Annotated in this window: 19 protein-coding genes; 16 read left to right on the top strand and 3 right to left on the bottom strand. The window is 41.7% G+C overall.

Features of this window, described 5'->3' with window-relative positions; genetic code table 11:
• Together AM592_RS13395 and AM592_RS13390 are read left to right on the top strand one after the other, a co-directional pair.
• The gene (locus tag AM592_RS13395; RefSeq protein ID WP_053604254.1) at positions 1–618 is read left to right on the top strand and encodes a DUF4166 domain-containing protein; all 618 of its coding nucleotides are present in this window, start codon (positions 1–3) and stop codon (positions 616–618) included.
• A complete protein-coding gene (locus tag AM592_RS13390; RefSeq protein WP_053604253.1) occupies positions 615–2240 on the top strand; it encodes a YndJ family protein in 1626 nt (541 codons plus the stop codon). The genes AM592_RS13395 and AM592_RS13390 overlap by 4 nt, the downstream gene beginning before the upstream one ends.
• On the opposite strand, the gene rfbB is transcribed toward AM592_RS13390, so the two are convergent.
• On the bottom strand, positions 2227–3198 hold the full coding sequence (gene rfbB, locus AM592_RS13385) for a dTDP-glucose 4,6-dehydratase (protein ID WP_053604252.1): 972 nt from the start codon (positions 3196–3198) through the stop codon (positions 2227–2229). The genes AM592_RS13390 and rfbB overlap by 14 nt on opposite strands.
• Positions 3199–3346: 148 nt before the next feature.
• Here rfbB and AM592_RS13380 point away from each other — a divergent pair, with 148 nt between their 5' ends.
• The 8 genes from AM592_RS13380 (at position 3347) to prfB (ending at position 11335) form a co-directional block, all read left to right on the top strand.
• Positions 3347–3883, top strand: coding sequence for a flavodoxin family protein (locus AM592_RS13380; RefSeq protein ID WP_192841153.1), 537 nt, complete (start codon positions 3347–3349; stop codon positions 3881–3883).
• A 109-nt stretch (positions 3884–3992) separates the two neighbouring features.
• Positions 3993–4331: a flagellar protein FlaG gene (flaG, locus tag AM592_RS13375; protein WP_053604250.1), complete on the top strand. Its 339-nt coding sequence runs from the start codon at positions 3993–3995 to the stop codon at positions 4329–4331.
• A gap of 17 nt (positions 4332–4348) precedes the next feature.
• Positions 4349–5848 (top strand): flagellar hook-associated protein 2, encoded by a 1500-nt coding sequence (locus tag AM592_RS13370; RefSeq protein WP_053604249.1) that lies wholly within the window; start codon positions 4349–4351, stop codon positions 5846–5848.
• 3 nt (positions 5849–5851) lie between these two features.
• Positions 5852–6253, top strand: a complete 402-nt coding sequence (gene fliS / locus AM592_RS13365) for a flagellar export chaperone FliS (protein ID WP_053604248.1) — start codon at positions 5852–5854, stop codon at positions 6251–6253.
• Entirely contained in the window at positions 6253–6594 is a 342-nt protein-coding gene (locus AM592_RS13360) for a flagellar protein FliT (protein ID WP_053604247.1), read from the top strand. The genes fliS and AM592_RS13360 overlap by 1 nt, the downstream gene beginning before the upstream one ends.
• A 252-nt stretch (positions 6595–6846) precedes the next feature.
• Positions 6847–7413 carry a ribosome hibernation-promoting factor, HPF/YfiA family gene (gene hpf / locus AM592_RS13355; RefSeq protein WP_053604246.1) on the top strand — a complete coding sequence of 189 codons (567 nt, stop codon included), beginning with the start codon at positions 6847–6849 and terminating at the stop codon, positions 7411–7413.
• A gap of 159 nt (positions 7414–7572) precedes the next feature.
• A complete protein-coding gene (gene secA, locus AM592_RS13350) occupies positions 7573–10098 on the top strand; it encodes a preprotein translocase subunit SecA (RefSeq protein ID WP_053604245.1) in 2526 nt (841 codons plus the stop codon).
• A gap of 135 nt (positions 10099–10233) precedes the next feature.
• A protein-coding gene (gene prfB / locus AM592_RS13345) for a peptide chain release factor 2 (RefSeq protein ID WP_098945243.1) occupies positions 10234–11335 on the top strand; the annotation gives its coding sequence in 2 pieces (ribosomal slippage) (positions 10234–10305 and positions 10307–11335; 1101 coding nt in all).
• Positions 11336–11361: 26 nt separating this feature from the next.
• On the opposite strand, the gene modB is transcribed toward prfB, so the two are convergent.
• Positions 11362–12042, bottom strand: a complete 681-nt coding sequence (gene modB, locus AM592_RS13340) for a molybdate ABC transporter permease subunit (RefSeq protein ID WP_053604243.1) — start codon at positions 12040–12042, stop codon at positions 11362–11364.
• The gene (gene modA / locus AM592_RS13335) at positions 12023–12787 is read right to left on the bottom strand and encodes a molybdate ABC transporter substrate-binding protein (RefSeq protein WP_053604242.1); all 765 of its coding nucleotides are present in this window, start codon (positions 12785–12787) and stop codon (positions 12023–12025) included. Before modA ends, modB begins: the two co-directional genes overlap by 20 nt.
• 315 nt (positions 12788–13102) lie before the next feature.
• On the opposite strand from modA, the gene AM592_RS13330 reads away from it, so the two are divergent.
• The 6 genes from AM592_RS13330 to AM592_RS13305 all read left to right on the top strand — a co-directional run bounded on the left by AM592_RS13330 (position 13103) and on the right by AM592_RS13305 (position 17980).
• Positions 13103–13396 (top strand): nuclease-related domain-containing protein, encoded by a 294-nt coding sequence (locus AM592_RS13330; RefSeq protein WP_148564334.1) that lies wholly within the window; start codon positions 13103–13105, stop codon positions 13394–13396.
• Between the two features lie 130 nt (positions 13397–13526).
• Positions 13527–14372 carry a YitT family protein gene (locus AM592_RS13325; RefSeq protein WP_053604240.1) on the top strand — a complete coding sequence of 282 codons (846 nt, stop codon included), beginning with the start codon at positions 13527–13529 and terminating at the stop codon, positions 14370–14372.
• A gap of 49 nt (positions 14373–14421) precedes the next feature.
• Positions 14422–14751, top strand: a complete 330-nt coding sequence (gene cccB, locus AM592_RS13320) for a cytochrome c551 (protein ID WP_053604239.1) — start codon at positions 14422–14424, stop codon at positions 14749–14751.
• A 303-nt stretch (positions 14752–15054) separates the two neighbouring features.
• On the top strand, positions 15055–15741 hold the full coding sequence (gene ftsE / locus AM592_RS13315; RefSeq protein ID WP_053604238.1) for a cell division ATP-binding protein FtsE: 687 nt from the start codon (positions 15055–15057) through the stop codon (positions 15739–15741).
• Positions 15734–16624 carry a permease-like cell division protein FtsX gene (gene ftsX, locus AM592_RS13310; protein WP_053604237.1) on the top strand — a complete coding sequence of 297 codons (891 nt, stop codon included), beginning with the start codon at positions 15734–15736 and terminating at the stop codon, positions 16622–16624. Before ftsE ends, ftsX begins: the two co-directional genes overlap by 8 nt.
• A 102-nt stretch (positions 16625–16726) precedes the next feature.
• Positions 16727–17980: a murein hydrolase activator EnvC family protein gene (locus tag AM592_RS13305; RefSeq protein WP_053604236.1), complete on the top strand. Its 1254-nt coding sequence runs from the start codon at positions 16727–16729 to the stop codon at positions 17978–17980.
• Positions 17981–17994 lie beyond the last annotated feature (14 nt).

Raw genomic sequence — 17994 nt, 5'->3', positions numbered from 1 at the left:
ATGTCGATTTATCAAGCTATTTTAGGACATGATTTTCACATGCTCCATCCGAAATTGCGAAAACGTTATCTGATTACAGCTGATAAAGAGTTTAACGGAAAAGGGACCATGTCTGAAATATCCGGAGGTAACGCTTTTGTCCGCCTATTATTTAAATTGGCGCTGCCTTATCGTTGTTTTTATCCTGAGAGAGGGGAAAACATTCCGTTTTCAATCGTTAACCGTGCGATAGAAGCAGAAGACGGAACAGCTGGAGTCCTTTGGAATCGAACTTTTTCATTTGGTAAAAAAAACAGATATTTTGACGCGAAGATGATACTTGATGATGAAAAAGATGAAATCATTGATTTTTTTGGACAGCCGCCGTTTTTTATCAGCACCCTGGAGTTTTCTGTAGAAAGTGATGGCTCGCTCGTCATCACATCAGATAAGCAGTGGCTATACGTGTTCAAAAAACGAATTCCTCTTCCGAAAATGCTTTACGGCTACACTCTGGTGAAAGAATCGTATGATGACAAAAACGACTGCTATCTCATAGAGGTTCATGTTGATAATCCCCTTTTTGGCACATTATTTTTTTATAAAGGAAGCTTTCGGGAATTGGAGGAATCAATTTGAACCGTACAAACGGCATTGCCGGCTGGATATTGTTTGTTTTATTTTTGGCCTGTACTTATCAGCAATTTTTGATCGCAGAAACGCTAGTCTTGGCATCAATTTTGATATTTGTACCTGCCGTTATGAAGCTTACTTCACATTCATACAGAAATGGGAAAGAGCCTTTTCTAAAAAAAGCCGTGATTGGTTTGTATCCATTTGCCGCTGCTGCCGCAACTCTGGCTTTTCTGTTTGATTCTGTTTATTTTGCATCTGGTTGGTTTCTCTACACTGGACTTCTGGCATTATATGGGTTTCAAAGACTGGCAGAAAGAGGGTTTGCCAATATAGAAGAAACGTCAATCGATGCAGGATTTATGTACTTGGTTCTTGGAGGTTTCTGGTTTACTGCTTACGTAGGAGAATTCGAGATTATGAATTTTGGCCCGTTGATCCTTTTGTTAACGGCTGTCCACTTTCATTATTCTGCTTTTTTGCTGCCAATCTTCAACGGATTATTGGGGAGAAGGTTGACGTCTTTCCGCAGGGTATATGCCTGCGTGACTTGGATACTTCTTCTCTCTCCTCTAGTGATTGCTGCTGGGATTTCTTTTTCCAGGCAGCTTGAATTTGTTTCAGTTTTTTTATATACAGCTTCTCTTTATGTATACGGCTTTCTTGTTTTAAAGACACCTTTCTCACGGCGAATCGCCAAGATGTTGGTTGGATTCTCGTCGTTCATATTGCTGCTGACGATTTTCTTTTCCCTGATTTACTCCTTTGGCGTGCTTCGGCAGCAAGCCACATTTACAATTGAAAATATGATTTGGATCCATGGCCTTGTTAACGCAGCAGGTGTCATCGTTCCTGCCTTAGTTGGTTGGAGCCTGGAAAAGCCAGCCGCAGCTTATTCATTTTACGGACTCCCTTTGAGCGAAATAAAGGGTTCTGGCAATATAGGCGAACGATTTTTAGAGAAAGAGAATTTAGTATCGGAAGCAAACTGCACAGGTTTGGTCGATCAAATAGCTGACTTTTATTCTGTTGATTTCAAAGGGACTGATCCCCTGATAAAGGATTTCTATGAGCAGACAGAAAATTATCAGCTTTATGCACAAGTGACTTGGAAAGGCTGGTTTCGGCCATTTCTTGCAATCTATTCTTTTTTCAGCAAGCGAATGGGTCAGCTTTATTTGCCGCAGCACGCAGAATGGGAGGAAATGACGGGAGAATTAAAAGGGGTTGATTCCAAACAAGATGGCAGAGAAAAAGTCCGTGCCTGGGTCAGATGCAACCAACGCGGGGAAGCGATTTTTCTTGCATTATACAGCAAGCATTCGTATCAAAATGAGACATATATGAACGTTGCATTGCCGCTCCCCTTTGCAAGTATGACCGGAATATTGAAGCCCTACGGAACGAAGAATGGCGGGCTCCTTTTAACGAGCAAACGCCGGAAAGACGGGTGGGGGGACGAAGGAATCTATTTGAACAAGCTCCGTCTCCCGCTTGAAGAATCGTTTGATTTATCCGCAGATGGCAGCCAGGAGCTGTCGGCTGTGCACCGGATGTGGATTGTTGGATTGCCATTTTTAACAATTGACTACATCATCAGAAAAAAAGACCGGTTTAAAAAGGCTTAAGCGGTTTCCACCAGTCCTCGTTTTGCATATACCAGGTGATTGTCTCTTTAAGGCCATCAGTAAAGCTGATTTCGGGCTTCCATCCGAGGCTGTTTATTAATTTTGATGAATCAATCGCATAGCGATAATCATGGCCCGGCCTATCTGCGACGAACTCAATGAAAGAGGATGGAAGTCCAAGTTCGTATAAAATCAATTCAGCTAATTCAATATTGCTCCGTTCATTGCTGCCTCCTACATTGTAGGTTTCGCCCAAACTGCCCCGATGAAGAACAGCATCAATTGCTGAACAGTGATCCCTTACATGAATCCAGTCGCGAACGTTTTTACCGCTTCCGTATACAGGAAGTTGTTTTTTTACTAAAGCATTCGTAATAAAAAGGGGGATCACCTTTTCCGGATGTTGAAATGAACCATAATTATTTGAGCATCTTGTTATGACTACCGGCAGCCCGTACGTTTTGTAATAGGCTCTGGCTAAAAGATCTGCTCCGGCTTTACTGGCTGAATATGGACTGTTAGGCAGGAGAGAATCAGTTTCTTGAAATGATCCAGTATCTCCAAGGCTTCCGTAAACTTCATCGGTTGAAATCTGGATGTATCGATCGACTTGAAATGTGAGAGCCGCATCCAACAATACTTGTGTACCGCCTAAATTCGTCTGTGTAAAACGGCTGCTGCTTTGTATGCTTTTGTCAACGTGGGTTTCAGCCGCAAAATGCACGATAATATCAATGGAATGCTTGCGCATCGTTTCATGCAACAGCTCGGAGTCGTTTATACTTCCCTTGACAAAGATATGCTTGCTGTTTCCTTCTATCTCACGGAGCGTTTCCAGGTTTCCGGCATACGTGAGGAAATCATAGTTCACAATCAAGCACCCGGGATATGTGGAAAGCATATATTTAACAAAGTGGCTTCCAATAAAACCTGCTCCGCCAGTTACTAATATATTCATAGTATCACCATTCAAAAATATTTTTGCTACCTAGTATTATACACTTGAAAAGGGTTTCAAACCGAATTTCTTTTTAACTTGGGCAGTTTGTGGAATAATCTTCATAGGATAAAATGAATGTCACGATAGGGAGAAGATCAATATGAAAATAGGAGTTTTTTTGGGTAGTGCAAGACGGGAAGGCAACACGGAGGAACTTGTCAATCGGGTGATTAAAAATATTGATGCAGATGTATTCCATTTGCTTGATTATCGGATTGAACCGATTGTAGATATGAGACATACGGAGCAGGGTTTTTCGCCTGTAGACGATGATGCAGAAGACTTGGTAAAGAAAATGCTTGAGTATGATGTGCTGATTTTTGCTACTCCGCTCTACTGGTACACGATGTCGGGGCATATGAAAAATTTTATCGATCGGTGGTCGCAATTTTTAAGGAGCGAGTCACTTGGCTTCTTACCTAATATGAAACAAAAGAAAGCTTACCTCATAGTTACATCCGGGGATAAGAGAAAAATTACGCCGCTGCCATTGGTTCAGCAATTTCAATACATATGCCAATTTATAGGAGTGGAATTTGTAGATTATTTACTTGGCACAGGCAATAAGCCAGGAGAGATAGTTGATGATTCTTCCGCCCTTGCAAAAGCGGAAGAATGGAATGCAATATTTAGAAATATGTAGAAAGGCGAGGCGCTGTTGTCCTCGCTTTTTTTACTGCAGTTTTCCTCTTTATTTTTTTAAAATCCAGCCGATATAAAAGATAGAAAATGATAGGAGCTGATCCCTGCTAATGCCAATTGACAAAGTGACATCGTTATCCAATCGTACGATAGAAGCTTATCATTCTAGGACATCAGGTATTCGCACAGAGGATTATCAGCAGAATGAAGAAAAATTGACAAGTGATGAAACGAACCTTAAAAAGACGGTACAGGCAGCAAATGAGCTTCTGGAGCCGACACAGGTACATATTCAGTTCGAGCTCCATGAGAAGCTGGATGAATATTATGTAAAAGTTATCAATACAAAGACAGATGAGATAATCAAGGAAATCCCCACAAAAAAATGGCTTGATTTTTATGCCGCTATGGTTGAGTTTATGGGGTTTTTAGTCGATAGATCGATATAGGAAAGGAGACAGTCATCATGAGGATTGGCGGATTAGCATCTGGAATGGATATAGATTCAATGGTTGGAGAATTAATGAAGGCGCAGCGTATGCCACTGGACAAGCTAAATCAAAAAAAGCAGGTTCTTGGTTGGCAGCGCGACCAATACCGGGATATTAACAAGAAAATGGCCGATTTAGATACATATATATTTGATAAGATGGCTCTTTCAAATACGTATAACAAAAAAAAAGTGACGAGCTCTGGTGAAAGCAAGGTTACAGCACGTTCCATTAATTCAACACAAAATTATTCGGCAAAAATACAAGTAGACAAGCTTGCGACATCAACGACATATAAATCGGGAGATATTACGAAGTTTACCCAGGGAGATCATGCGCTGGAATTTCATGTGACAGATCCGGGGAACTCCCAAGCAAATCCAGACCCTGTGAAAATTAATATCGCATCAACAGATACACTGGACGATATTGTCAAAAAAATTAACGGGTCAGAACTCGGCGTCACCGCGATGAAGGAAAAGATATTAGACTCAAGCACAGGGGAATATACCGAAACGATTGCCTTTACCTCCGTAAAAACTGGAAAAGGCGGCAAGATTGAAGCTGCAGATGATGCGACCGCGAACTTTATGAGTTCTTCTCTAGGTTTTTCGTTAAATGGGCGTGAACTGAATTCACTTCAACTAGGGGAAAATGCCAAAGTAAAAGTAAATGGCTTTGACATGGAAAAAACATCAAACCAGTTCGCCATCAACGGAATGGAGTACACCCTTTTAAATACGACGTCTTCAGAATTGACAATATCAAGCGAAACGGACACTGATGGTATTTATGACACGATTAAAGAATTCGTTGATAAATACAACGGCTTGATCGATGAAGTCAATCAGAAGGTGAACGAGTCACGTTATCGGGATTATCAGCCTTTAACGGCAGAGCAAAAGAAAGAAATGAGCGAAGATGAAATAAAACTGTGGGAAGAAAAAGCAAAGAGCGGATTGCTGAAAAATGACAGCATCTTAACAAGCGGTATGAATGGGATGAGAATGGACTTTTATTCCGGAGTGAAAAGTGATGGCACAACTCAGCAGCTGACTGAATTCGGAATTTCAACTTCGAGTGTGTATCAATTACGAGGCCATCTTGAAATTGATGAAGATCAATTGAAACAAAAAATCAAGGAAGATCCAGAATCGCTGCAACAGCTTTTCGTTGGAGGAGGCAGGAATGCGTCTTATGAAGAAAAGGGCATCGCTTACCGTTTGCGGGCGACGATGGATACGACCATGAAGCAAATTGAAAATAAAGCGGGAAATACGACGAAGTCAAATAATCAGTTTTCGATCGGAAAAAGCCTTGATGATGTTGACAAGCAGGTGAATCGTTTTGAAGACAGGATGAAGCAAGTCGAAGATGGGTACTGGAGGCAATTCTCTGCGATGGAAACAGCGATTCAGCGAATGAATGAACAATCAGCATATATGTCTCAGCAATTCGGAAGTTTAGGAGGATAATAGATGGCAATGAAAAACCCTTTCACAGCCTACCAGCAAAATTCAGTCAATACAGCATCACCAGGAGAATTAACACTTATGCTGTATAACGGCTGCCTGAAATTCATAAAACTGGCGGCACAATCAATACAAGAGGGTGCGATAGATCAAAAGAACGAAAACTTGGTGAAGGCTCAAAACATAATTCAAGAATTACAGGTAACGCTTAACCGTGACGTTACGATCTCAGAGCAATTCGCCATAATTTATGATTACATTTACCGCCGCTTGGTGGACGCGAATGTGAAAAATGACCTTTCCATTCTGTTGGAAGTGGAAGGATACATTATTGAATTTCGTGACACATGGAAGCAGGCCATCCAAATAGACAGACAAGAACGGCAAAAATCAGGCGGGTTTAAGTAATGGGCAGCACAGCCACACTGTTTAAAGAGACTAAATCATTCATGGAAATGCTTGAAGGTGAAAAAGACAGTGATTTGCAGATTCAGGAAATTGAAGAATTTATTGACATGAGAGAAGAGTTGATCTACGACATTAAGCCGCCTCTTTCTCAAAACGAGCAACAACAAATGAAACAGCTTTTAGAATGGAATTCAGACCTTTTAATCCAATTCACCAGCTTGAAGAAATCAATAATGAAAGATATCGGGCAAGCAAAATTAAAACGGGTCACTAGAAATCGCTACATAACGCCTTATGCTCAAAGTCAGATCGATGGCCGTTATTATGATAAACGCAAGTAGGAAATCCATAAGTCTAAATGCGGATAATCTGAGTGAGTAAGCTGTACGGTTGAACCGGCAGCTTTTTTTCATAAAAATCGGAGCATATAGACTCTGTCCGAAAGAATATGTTTATTTAAGCAGAAGAAGAGTACATTTCAATTAAAGTTACAAAATTCAGGAAATAACAACAAATTTCATGTTTGTGCAGGGTTTTTCGAGGGAAATGGAGAAATAGGTTACATATCCTTAACCTAAAGGAGGCTTCTTTTGATGGAGTTTATTATTAGAGGGGAAAACATTGATGTGACATCAGCGTTAAAAGAGCATGTAGAGCGAAAAATCGGCAAAATGGAAAGGTACTTTGAAAAAAGCGTCAATGCCATTGTAAATGTCAATTTAAAATTTTACAGTGACCAAGAATCGAAGGTAGAAGTGACCATTCCAATGACCGATTTAGTGTTAAGGGCAGAAGTGCATAACGAGGATATGTATAACGCAGTTGATCTAGCTTCCGGCAAACTGGAAAGGCAAATTCGCAAACATAAAACGAAAGTCAACAGAAAAGTCCGGGAACTGGATACACCTAAGCATTCATTTGAAAACGGAGCAGCTAACGGAGAAGCTGCAGCTGCCGCAGAAGAAATAGAGGAAGACCGGCCTGAGATTGTCAGGCAAAAAAGGTTTAATTTAAAACCGATGGATAATGAAGAAGCAATTCTGCAAATGAATATGCTGGGACACAATTTTTTTGTTTTTACAAATGCCGAAACCAATTTAACGAATGTTGTTTATAGAAGAAACGACGGAAAATACGGATTGATTGAGCCGACTGAATAACATCTTATGAAAAAGACTGCCTCCTACAGGAAAAACTGGAGGCAGTCTTTTGTATATGGTTTGGAAATATCATAAGATGTGATAAAATAAATCTAGACACATTAACCTATGCCAGTTTTATCATCCTGTTTAGGTATGGGACAAGAGGAGCGTTTATACATGCTTGGAATTTTAAACAAAGTGTTTGATCCGACGAAACGTACATTAAACCGTTATGAAAAAAAAGCGAATGAAATAGATGCATTAGGCAAGGAAATGGAACAACTGTCTGATGATGAATTAAGGAGTAAAACCGCAGATTTCAGAGAGCGGCTGGATAAAGGAGAAGGGCTGGACGATCTTCTAACGGAAGCCTTTGCGGTTGTAAGAGAAGCCTCTAAACGAGTGACGGGCATGTACCCTTTCAAAGTACAGCTTATGGGCGGGGTAGCACTTCATGAAGGCAATATTTCAGAAATGAAAACCGGGGAAGGAAAAACGCTGACTTCCACCATGCCGGTTTATTTAAACGCGCTTTCTGCCAACGGTGTTCATGTCGTTACCGTTAACGAATATTTGGCTAGCCGCGATGCCGAGGAAATGGGTAGAATCTTTGAATTTTTAGGGCTGACAGTTGGTTTGAATTTAAACAGCTTATCAAAAGCTGAAAAAAGAGAAGCCTATGCAGCGGATATCACCTATTCTACCAATAACGAGCTTGGTTTTGATTATTTACGGGATAACATGGTGTTGTATAAAGAAGACATGGTACAGCGGCCGCTGAATTTTGCCGTTATTGATGAGGTCGATTCGATTCTTGTCGATGAAGCGAGGACACCATTAATTATTTCCGGCCAGGCTGCTAAATCAACAAAGCTGTATGTGCAAGCAAATGCTTTTGTCCGTACTCTCAAAAAAGAAGACGACTATATTTATGATGTAAAAACAAAAGGTGTACAGTTAACTGAAGACGGAATGACGAAAGCCGAAAAAGCATTCGGAATTGACAACCTATTTGATGTGAGAAATGTAGCCTTAAACCACCATATCGGCCAGGCATTAAAAGCACACGCATCCATGCAAAAGGATGTTGATTACGTTGTTGAGAACGGCGAAGTCATCATCGTTGATTCATTTACGGGTCGTTTAATGAAGGGGCGCCGATACAGTGATGGCCTGCATCAAGCCATTGAAGCGAAAGAAGGTTTGGAAGTACAAAACGAAAGCATGACACTAGCGACGATTACGTTCCAAAACTATTTCCGGATGTACAATAAAATTGCTGGTATGACGGGTACTGCGAAAACAGAGGAAGAAGAATTCCGCAATATTTACAATATGCAGGTTGTCTGTATTCCGACCAACAAAGAGATAATCCGTGATGATCGCCCGGACTTAATTTACCGCTCAATGAAGGGGAAATTTAATTCAGTTGTAGAAGATGTTGCTCAGCGCTACATGACAGGCCAGCCTGTTCTTGTAGGGACAGTTGCTGTTGAAACGTCAGAGCTTATTGCTAAAATGCTGAAAAATAAAGGAATCCCCCATGAAGTATTAAATGCAAAAAACCATGAACGTGAAGCACAAATAATTGAAGCGGCCGGCCAAAAAGGGTCTGTCACAATTGCCACGAACATGGCTGGACGCGGAACCGACATTAAATTAGGTGAAGGCGTAAAGGAACTGGGAGGACTTGCCGTTATCGGGACTGAACGCCATGAATCAAGACGGATAGACAATCAGCTGAGAGGTCGTTCAGGTCGTCAGGGAGATCCGGGAATTACGCAATTTTACTTATCTATGGAGGATGAACTCATGCGCAGATTTGGTGCGGAGCGGACGATGGCGATGCTCGACCGGTTCGGCATGGACGACAATACTCCGATTCAAAGCAAAATGGTTTCGCGAGCGGTTGAATCTTCCCAAAGACGCGTAGAAGGCAACAACTTTGATTCCCGTAAGCAGCTGTTGCAATATGATGATGTTCTTAGACAGCAGCGCGAAGTCATCTATAAGCAGCGTTTCGATGTCATTGAGTCGGAGGATCTGCGTTCAATTGTTCTCGACATGATCCGCTCTTCAATGGAGAGGACTGTCGCTTCGTTCACACCAAAAGAAGAGCTTCAGGAAGAATGGAACCTGGATGGGCTTGTTGAACAAATTAATGCGATTTATTTGGATGAGGGCGCTTTGGAAAAAAGCGATATTTTCGGTTTAGAGTCTGAAGAAATATCAGAACGAATCATGGATCGCATTGAAACGAAATATAGTGAGAAAGAAGAAAATTACGGCGTTGAACAAATGCGCGAGTTTGAAAAAGTCATCGTGCTTCGTGCAGTAGATTCCAAGTGGATGGATCATATCGATGCGATGGATCAGCTTCGCCAAGGTATCCATTTACGGGCTTATGCGCAAACAAATCCTTTACGCGAATATCAAATGGAAGGCTTTGCGATGTTTGAAAACATGGTCGCTTCGATTGAGGATGATGTGGCAAAATACGTCCTGAAGGCAGAAATTCAAAATAACCTCGAACGAGAAGAGGTCATACAAGGGCAGACTACCGCACATCAGCCGAAAGAAGGCGATGAAGAAAAAGCTGCGAAGAAAAAACCAGTCCGTAAAGTGGTGGACATTGGACGAAACCAGCCATGCCATTGCGGAAGCGGGAAAAAATATAAAAATTGCTGCGGCAAAGCAGAATAAAGTGAATAAATCTTAGCTCTAACGGTCAGTTGATCCCTCGCGTAACATCAATCCTACGGCCTGTTAGAGCTGGAAACACGTGGCAGCCAAGTGCTGCCGTTCTTGTCGCATATAACAATTTTATGAGGTGAAGAGATGGAATTAGTAGAAATTCGTCAGGAATTAGAAAATATGGCTGCAAGGCTGGCTGACTTTAGGGGGTCTCTTTGACCTCGAAGTCAAAGAAGCAAAAATTAGTGAGCTAGAGAACCAGATGGCTGATCCTTCCTTTTGGGACGATCAACAAAAAGCGCAGTCTGTCATTAACGAAGCCAATGCGCTTAAAGAGTACGTAAATTCTTATCAAAGTCTAAGTGAATCTCACGAAGAACTGCAAATGACACACGATTTATTAAAGGAAGAAGCAGATCAGGATCTTCAAAATGAACTAACAAAAGAAGTGAAAAACCTGACCAAAGAATTTAATGAATTTGAGCTTCAGCTTTTGCTAAGTGAGCCTTATGACAAGAACAACGCTATATTAGAGCTTCATCCTGGCGCAGGAGGAACAGAGTCACAAGATTGGGGAGCCATGCTTCTCAGAATGTATACGCGCTGGGCTGAAAGAAAAGGGTTTAAAGTCGAAACTCTTGACTACCTGCCTGGAGACGAGGCAGGCATTAAATCTGTTACGCTGCTCATTAAGGGACATAACGCCTACGGGTATTTGAAGGCGGAAAAAGGCGTACACAGGCTTGTCAGGATCTCGCCGTTTGATTCCTCCGGACGCCGCCATACGTCATTTGTTTCCTGTGACGTCATGCCTGAATTCAATGAAGAAATCGATATTGACATTCGAACGGAAGATATTAAGGTTGATACGTATCGTGCAAGCGGGGCAGGCGGCCAGCACGTCAACACGACCGACTCCGCCGTACGGATTACACACATACCGACCGGAGTTGTGGTAACCTGCCAAACGGAGCGTTCACAAATTAAAAACCGCGAACGTGCGATGAAAATGCTAAAGGCAAAGCTTTATCAACGACGTATTGAAGAGCAGCAGGCTCAGCTTGATGAAATTCGTGGAGAACAAAAAGAAATCGGCTGGGGCAGCCAGATCCGTTCCTATGTATTCCATCCCTATTCGATGGCCAAAGACCATAGAACGAATACTGAAATGGGAAATGTGCAAGCGGTTATGGACGGCGATATTGAAATATTTATTGACGCTTATTTACGTTCAAAAATTTCGTAATGGTAAAACATCCTTAAGGGGATGCTTTACCATTTTTTTAATTGTACGAGAAGCAGCATGAAAAAAGATATGAGCATAATCGCGCCTACCCAGAGCCAGGCCAAATGCATGTTTCCGGAATCTAAGGCCACATAAATCGCTGTCGGAATCGTTTGTGTTTGCCCTGGAATATTCCCCGCAAACATAAAAGTTGCCCCGAACTCCCCTAAAGCACGGGCAAAGCTTAACACACTGCCGGACAGAAGGGATCTGGCAGCAAGAGGAACTGAAAGATAAAGAAAGACTTTCCACTCACTGCCTCCGTCCACTCTTCCTGCTTCTTCAACTGCGGAATCGATGTCCGCAAACCCGGATTTTGCTGTTTGATACATCAGTGGAAAAGCGACGACCAATGATGCAATTACTGCCGCCCACCAAGTAAAAATGACAGGCTGATCGAACAGCTGTTCAATTCCTTGTCCAATTATACTGTTCCTGCCAAAGATGATAATTAAAAAAAATCCAACTACAGTAGGCGGAAGAACGAGCGGAAGCATAATCAACGTTTCCACAGCTGCTTTCCCGCGAAAAGTAGCCCGTGCCATCAAACGGCCTGTGAGGGTACCTAATAAGATAATAAAAACGCTGGAAAGCATTGCAACCTTTAGCGAAAGCTGAACCGGAGCCCAAAATTCAGCCGAGCCTAGATTATTTAGTAGAGAATCCATATTTGTCCAATGTTTGTTTAGCTTCCCTGCCCAGGAGAAAGGAGAGAAAAGCTTTCGCTTCTTCCTGGTGCTTAGAATCGCTGATGACTCCTGCAGGATAAATGATCGGCTGGTGCGTGTCTTCCTTTGCTGTTTCTACTGTTTTCACATTGTTGGAAATGAGGGCATCCGTTTGATAAACAATCCCCGCCTCAACATTTCCTGTTTCTACATAAGACAGAACCTGGCGGACATCCTTTGCGTACACAGCCTTTGGCTCCACTTGATTCCACAGACCCATATTTTGGAGAGACTGTTTCCCATATGCTCCTGCAGGGACGGTCTCGGGCGTACCAAGAGCAATTTTTGTGACAGAATCATCTGCAAGCGCCTGAAACGATGTGATCGAAGAATCCTTTGGAACAATAAGGACAAGCTTGTTGCCTGCTAAACGAATGGCATCCTCTTTTGAAATGATCTTATCATCCACAAGCAATTGAAATTTATCCTCGGCAGCTGAGATAAATAAATCAACTGGTGCCCCTTGGGAGATTTGTTGCTGCAAGGCACCAGAACCGCCAAAATTAAACGTCAACTCAACCTCTGGATGCTCTTTTTGATAGGCTTCCTGAATATCTTCCATGGCATCCTTTAAACTCGCGGCTGCAGAGATTGTCAGCTGTACCTTATCTGTAGAAGCAGTCCCGCATGCGGTGAGAAGGAAGAATAAACTTAAGGATAATAGTAATAACTGAGAACGCTTCAACCATAAAACCTCTCTTTGTTTTGTAATAAAGTGAACCTTCAATCAGTGGGGAGCGGTGCATAGGATATGCTAGTGAAGGCGCACGAACAAGACGCCTGAGCTTTTAGCCTTCGTATCCTCCCCCACTGATTGTTAGGTGAACCAATCGGGCTTTTACGGGCAGTTGACCTCCACCTGCACTTCTTTAGTGGTGGCCTAAAGTTTTCGAGGTGGAGGGCTTACTGCCCGTTATTGCGGGATAAACCAATTATAACTGAAATCGAAGGTATTTCTAAATCATTTATCGAATGGTTAATCATTGAAGGAGATGATCATTTGATTGCAAAAAAACGAACCACACCGCTGCAGCTTTATGCACTAGAATCTTTAATTTCCCGCATGAGGCAAAAACATAAAAAGCGCAGTGACATAGAAGGAGATTTAACAAAACGGAAAACTGGCTTTAAAGGAGAACTGGCACTGGACTATGAGCTCGGAAAACTTCAGGGTAATAACTATTATATATTTCAAGACCTCAGATTAAAATCAGGCCATCTTTACTTTCAGTTAGACACTCTTTTGCTGACGAAGCACTTCGGGCTCATTTTAGAAATCAAAACTACCATCTAATGAAGTAAATAATCCAGCAAAAATTACTACTTTACCCCGCTAATACGTTATCCTGGTGTTGTTCAAATAAATGAGTTCAGATGTTATACTTCCAAATGGTGATTTACTAACTAGAAAGAAGGATATTTTGATGGTGAAAAAAGTACTTCATTTGGACGTATTTCGGGATTATTTATATATTTTTGTTGGATCAGCAATTGTGGCGGTTACTTTTAATGTTTTTCTCCTTCCGAATCACATTGCGGCTGGCGGAATCAGCGGAATTAGTACGATCATGGAGTCGTTTGGATTTGAAGCGGCTTTTGTGCAATGGGGATTGAATATTCCGCTGTTTATTGCCGGTTTCTATGTGCTGGGCGGGAAATACGGATTAAAAACCTTGGCCGGCTCCATATTTTTGCCGTTCATCGTTTACATGTCAAAGGATCTTGGACGGGCAACCCACAATGAATTGCTGGCTGCGATTTTTGGAGGCGTTGGAGTAGGAATCGGAATTGGTCTTGTGTTCCTTGGAAAAGGATCAACCGGGGGAACGGCACTAGCCGCGCAGATCATTCATAAATATACAGGTTTGACACTTGGAACTTGTTTGGCTTTTATTGATGGGCTTATTGTTCTGTCCGCTGCTTTCGTATTTAATCTGGAGCAGGCGCTGTTTGCGATGATCGGCGTTTACGTGTCGAGCAAAACGATTGATATTGTACAGGTTGGCTTCAACCGTTCCAAAATGGCGATGATTATAACGAACGAGGAAGCTGCTGTGCGAGATGCCGTTCTTCATCGAATTGACAGGGGAATCACGAAAATATCAGCCCAAGGCGGGTATACAGATGATGAGCGGCCCATTTTAATGTGCGCAGTTGGACAAGCAGAGTTTACAAAATTGAAACATCTTGTGAAAAGCATTGATGAGTCTGCATTTGTTATTGCCATGGATGCGGCAGAGGTGCTTGGAGAGGGTTTCAAACGCGCATAAACAGGTTATAATGGATTCATCATTGCCAATAAGGGAGATGAACCATTTTATGAAACGCAAACTTTTCACGCTAGCTGTATTTCCTGCGATCCTTTTATTGGGTGCTTGCGGAGCCGGGGATAATGATTCCGATTCATCAGATAAGAACAATGAAACGGCAGGAAATGGTGAAGATCTATATCAAGAAAGCTGCATCGGCTGTCACGGACAGAATCTGGAAGGGTCTTCCGGACCTAATTTGCAGAAGGTTGGGGCAAAGTACTCAGAAAGCGAAATTGTAGATATTATTAACAACGGACGGGGCAACAACATGCCTGGAGGGCTTGTCAGTGAAGAAGAAGCCACGGAATTAGCCAATTGGCTTTCTGAGAAAAAATAACGTGAAAAATCAGGAAAAAGGGAAAACCGAGATCAAAAAATTGACCTCGGTTTTTTTTCGATTTTATTCGACAACATCCGACTTTTGAAATATAATTGTAATGTCAGTGTGAGTTTTCATAAAGTATAATGGAAATTGTTGAAATTTGAAAAAGATCGTCAAAGTTTGTATTTATTTTTAAAACACTCTGCCGATATATAAATTGTAGTTTACTATAGATAAATTGTTTTTTTATGGACAGAAAGATACATATTGCTCCGAACAGTATGACCGGGTAAACAACTTAAAAGATTAGGTGATCGCATGATAGAGATGAAAGACGTTTACAAAACTTATTCTAATGGCGTATCTGCAATCGCCGGATTAAGTGTCACTATACATCCTGGAGAGTTTGTCTATATCGTTGGTCCCAGCGGTGCAGGCAAATCGACATTTATTAAAATGATATACCGCCAAGAAAAGCCTACAAAAGGTAAAATTGTAATTAACAGCTTGAACCTTGCGGATATAAAAGAAAAAGAAATTCCTTTTTTAAGGCGGAAATTAGGGGTCGTGTTTCAGGACTTTAAACTGTTGCCAAAGCTCACAGTGTTTGAGAATATTTCATTTGCGCTTGAAGTGATCGGAGAGCATCCAAAAGTAATTAGAAAAAAAGTGCTTGAAACACTGGATCTCGTTCAACTGAAGCATAAGGCGCGGCAATTTCCAGACCAGCTTTCCGGCGGGGAACAGCAGCGGGTATCGATTGCAAGATCAATTGTTAATAGTCCGGACATCGTTATTGCAGATGAGCCGACTGGAAATTTGGATCCGGATACTTCATGGGAAATTATGAGGACTCTTGAAGAGGTTAATAATCGCGGAACCACTGTTGTGATGGCAACTCACAACAAAGAGATCGTAAACACGATGAAGAAAAGAGTTATTGCTATAGAAGATGGTCTAATTGTGCGTGACCAAGCGAGAGGAGAGTATGGCAATTATGAATAGAACTCTCGTTAGGCACATTCGCGAAGGCTTGAAATCACTTGGAAGAAATTCATGGATGACCTTTGCGTCTATTAGTGCTGTAACAGTAACCCTGCTGCTGGTTTGTGTATTTATAGTCATCATGTTCAACTTGAACAATATGGCAACAAACGCAGAGCGGCAGGTAGAAATCAAAGTATTGGTAGAACTGACTTCCGAGCAAAACGATCAAGATAAACTGCAGTCACAAATTGAGAACATAGATGGCATTGAAAACGTCAGGTTTTCTTCAAAAGAACAAGAGCTTGAACAGCTGATTGACAGTCTTGGAGAAAATGGCCAGACGTTTGCGATGTTTGATCAAAGCAATCCTTTATACGATGCGTTTATTGTGAAAACAACAAACCCAAGGGATACGCCGAAGGTTGCTGCTGAAATTGACAAACTGGATCAAACATACAAAGTAACCTACGGTCAGGAAGAAGTCAGCCGCCTATTTAGAATTGTAGAAGTGTCACGAAATATTGGCATCGCTCTGATCATCGGATTGGTGTTTACTGCCATGTTTCTGATTTCTAATACGATTAAAATCACAATTTTTGCGAGACGGAAAGAAATCGAGATTATGAAATTAGTAGGTGCGACTAATGGGTTTGTGCGCTGGCCGTTTTTCATTGAAGGATTATTGCTAGGTGTATTTGGAAGTGTCATTCCGATAGCGATCCTTTTGAGCAGCTACAATTCTTTGATTGAGTGGATTGCTCCTCGTGTTCAAGGCTCGTTTATCACCCTTCTCCCATACAATCCGTTTGTTTTTCAGGTTTCACTGATTTTGATTGCTATTGGAGCAGTAATTGGTGTTTGGGGAAGTCTTATGTCCGTTCGAAAATTTCTTAAAGTATAGGCCGGCCTTAGAGCTGGCTGTTCTTTTCTAGTAATAAGCCGATCATACATAAACAACGTGAAAGGCCGGATAAGCCCTTTTGCATTTTTAGGAGGAGTTTTTTTGAAAGGAAAGGTATTATCAATCGGTGTAGCAACTGCTGTCTGTGCTTCAGGATTCATACTTCCTGCTTTAGAAAACCGTGCGTACGCTTATGAAGATTTGGACAAGCAAAGAGAAGAAGTAGAGAATAAACAATCAGAACTCGAAAAAAGGCAAGCTGACAATGAAATTAAACGTGCAGAGTTAGAAGCTCAGGAAAAAGATTTGAATGCTGATCTGCAAAAGCTGGATACAGAAATCATAACAACGAATGATTCCATTGAAAAAAGGCAGGCTGATATTAAGCAAACTAATCAAGAGATTAATAAATTAAAAAAAGAGATTAAAGAGATTACAAAACGGATTGAAAAAAGAAATAAACTGCTTCAGGATCGTGCACGCGCGATCCAGGAAAACGGCGGGAACGTAAATTATTTAGATGTGCTTTTAGGTGCTCAAACCTTTGGCGACTTTGTCAGCCGTGTAAGTGCTGTAACAACAATTGTTTCAGCCGATAAAGATATCATAGAAGCCCATAAGAAAGACTTAAAGCTTGTTGAGCAAAAAGAAGCAGAACTAAATAATAAACTCGATAAACAACATGCCGCCCTTGATGAGCTTGAAGCTTTAAAAGCTGATTTGGACAAGCGGCAAACCGAAAAGAACAAATTAATCGAACAGGTGAAAAAAGATCAAAAAAAAGCGGTTGATGAGCTCGGTTCTATGGAAAATGAAGCTGACCTTTTAAAGCGTCAAGATGAAGCAATCAAGGCAGAAGAAACACATCGGAAACAACAAGAGGCCGAAAAAAGACGAAAAGCTGAAGAAACACAGAATCAGCAAACTGCATCAGCTTCCGAGCCGGTGGAGTCAAATACATCCGGGTTTATCAAGCCTGCTCCTGGCAGTTTCACTTCACCATTTGGACCAAGAGATGGTGGTAATCACTTTGGAGTAGATATTGCTCTTGCAGGTTCTGATGTGCCTGTTCACGCTGCTGCATCAGGGACGGTGTACAACGCACACTATTCAACCAGTTATGGAAATGTGATTTTTGTGACACATAACATTAACGGTCAAACATATCAGACGGTTTACGCCCATCTGTCTGGAATGCAAGTCTCAACTGGCGACCGTGTAGAACAAGGCCAACGAATCGGAACGATGGGCAACACTGGTGCTTCGCACGGACAGCATTTGCATTTCGAACTACATAAAGGTCTTTGGAATGCAGCAAAATCAAACGCAGTTGATCCAAGACCGTATATTCAATAGCATTCCCTTATTTT

Origin of the sequence: Bacillus gobiensis, from assembly GCF_001278705.1 — a bacterium.
Lineage (GTDB): Bacteria > Bacillota > Bacilli > Bacillales > Bacillaceae > Bacillus > Bacillus gobiensis.
Note: the sequence above shows the minus strand (reverse complement) of the source record. Positions and strands in the feature narration are given on the sequence as shown.

Bases quoted from the DNA above. Each gene is read 5' to 3' on its own strand.
- AM592_RS13395 (WP_053604254.1), top strand. From the start codon at position 1: ATGTCGATTTATCAAGCTATTTTAGGACATGATTTTCACATGCTCCAT.
- rfbB (WP_053604252.1), bottom strand. From the start codon at position 3,198: ATGAATATATTAGTAACTGGCGGAGCAGGTTTTATTGGAAGCCACTTT.
- flaG (WP_053604250.1), top strand. From the start codon at position 3,993: ATGCCAATTGACAAAGTGACATCGTTATCCAATCGTACGATAGAAGCT.
- AM592_RS13370 (WP_053604249.1), top strand. From the start codon at position 4,349: ATGAGGATTGGCGGATTAGCATCTGGAATGGATATAGATTCAATGGTT.
- fliS (WP_053604248.1), top strand. From the start codon at position 5,852: ATGGCAATGAAAAACCCTTTCACAGCCTACCAGCAAAATTCAGTCAAT.
- AM592_RS13360 (WP_053604247.1), top strand. From the start codon at position 6,253: ATGGGCAGCACAGCCACACTGTTTAAAGAGACTAAATCATTCATGGAA.
- hpf (WP_053604246.1), top strand. From the start codon at position 6,847: ATGGAGTTTATTATTAGAGGGGAAAACATTGATGTGACATCAGCGTTA.
- secA (WP_053604245.1), top strand. From the start codon at position 7,573: ATGCTTGGAATTTTAAACAAAGTGTTTGATCCGACGAAACGTACATTA.
- modB (WP_053604243.1), bottom strand. From the start codon at position 12,042: ATGGATTCTCTACTAAATAATCTAGGCTCGGCTGAATTTTGGGCTCCG.
- AM592_RS13325 (WP_053604240.1), top strand. From the start codon at position 13,527: ATGGTGAAAAAAGTACTTCATTTGGACGTATTTCGGGATTATTTATAT.
- cccB (WP_053604239.1), top strand. From the start codon at position 14,422: ATGAAACGCAAACTTTTCACGCTAGCTGTATTTCCTGCGATCCTTTTA.
- ftsE (WP_053604238.1), top strand. From the start codon at position 15,055: ATGATAGAGATGAAAGACGTTTACAAAACTTATTCTAATGGCGTATCT.
- ftsX (WP_053604237.1), top strand. From the start codon at position 15,734: ATGAATAGAACTCTCGTTAGGCACATTCGCGAAGGCTTGAAATCACTT.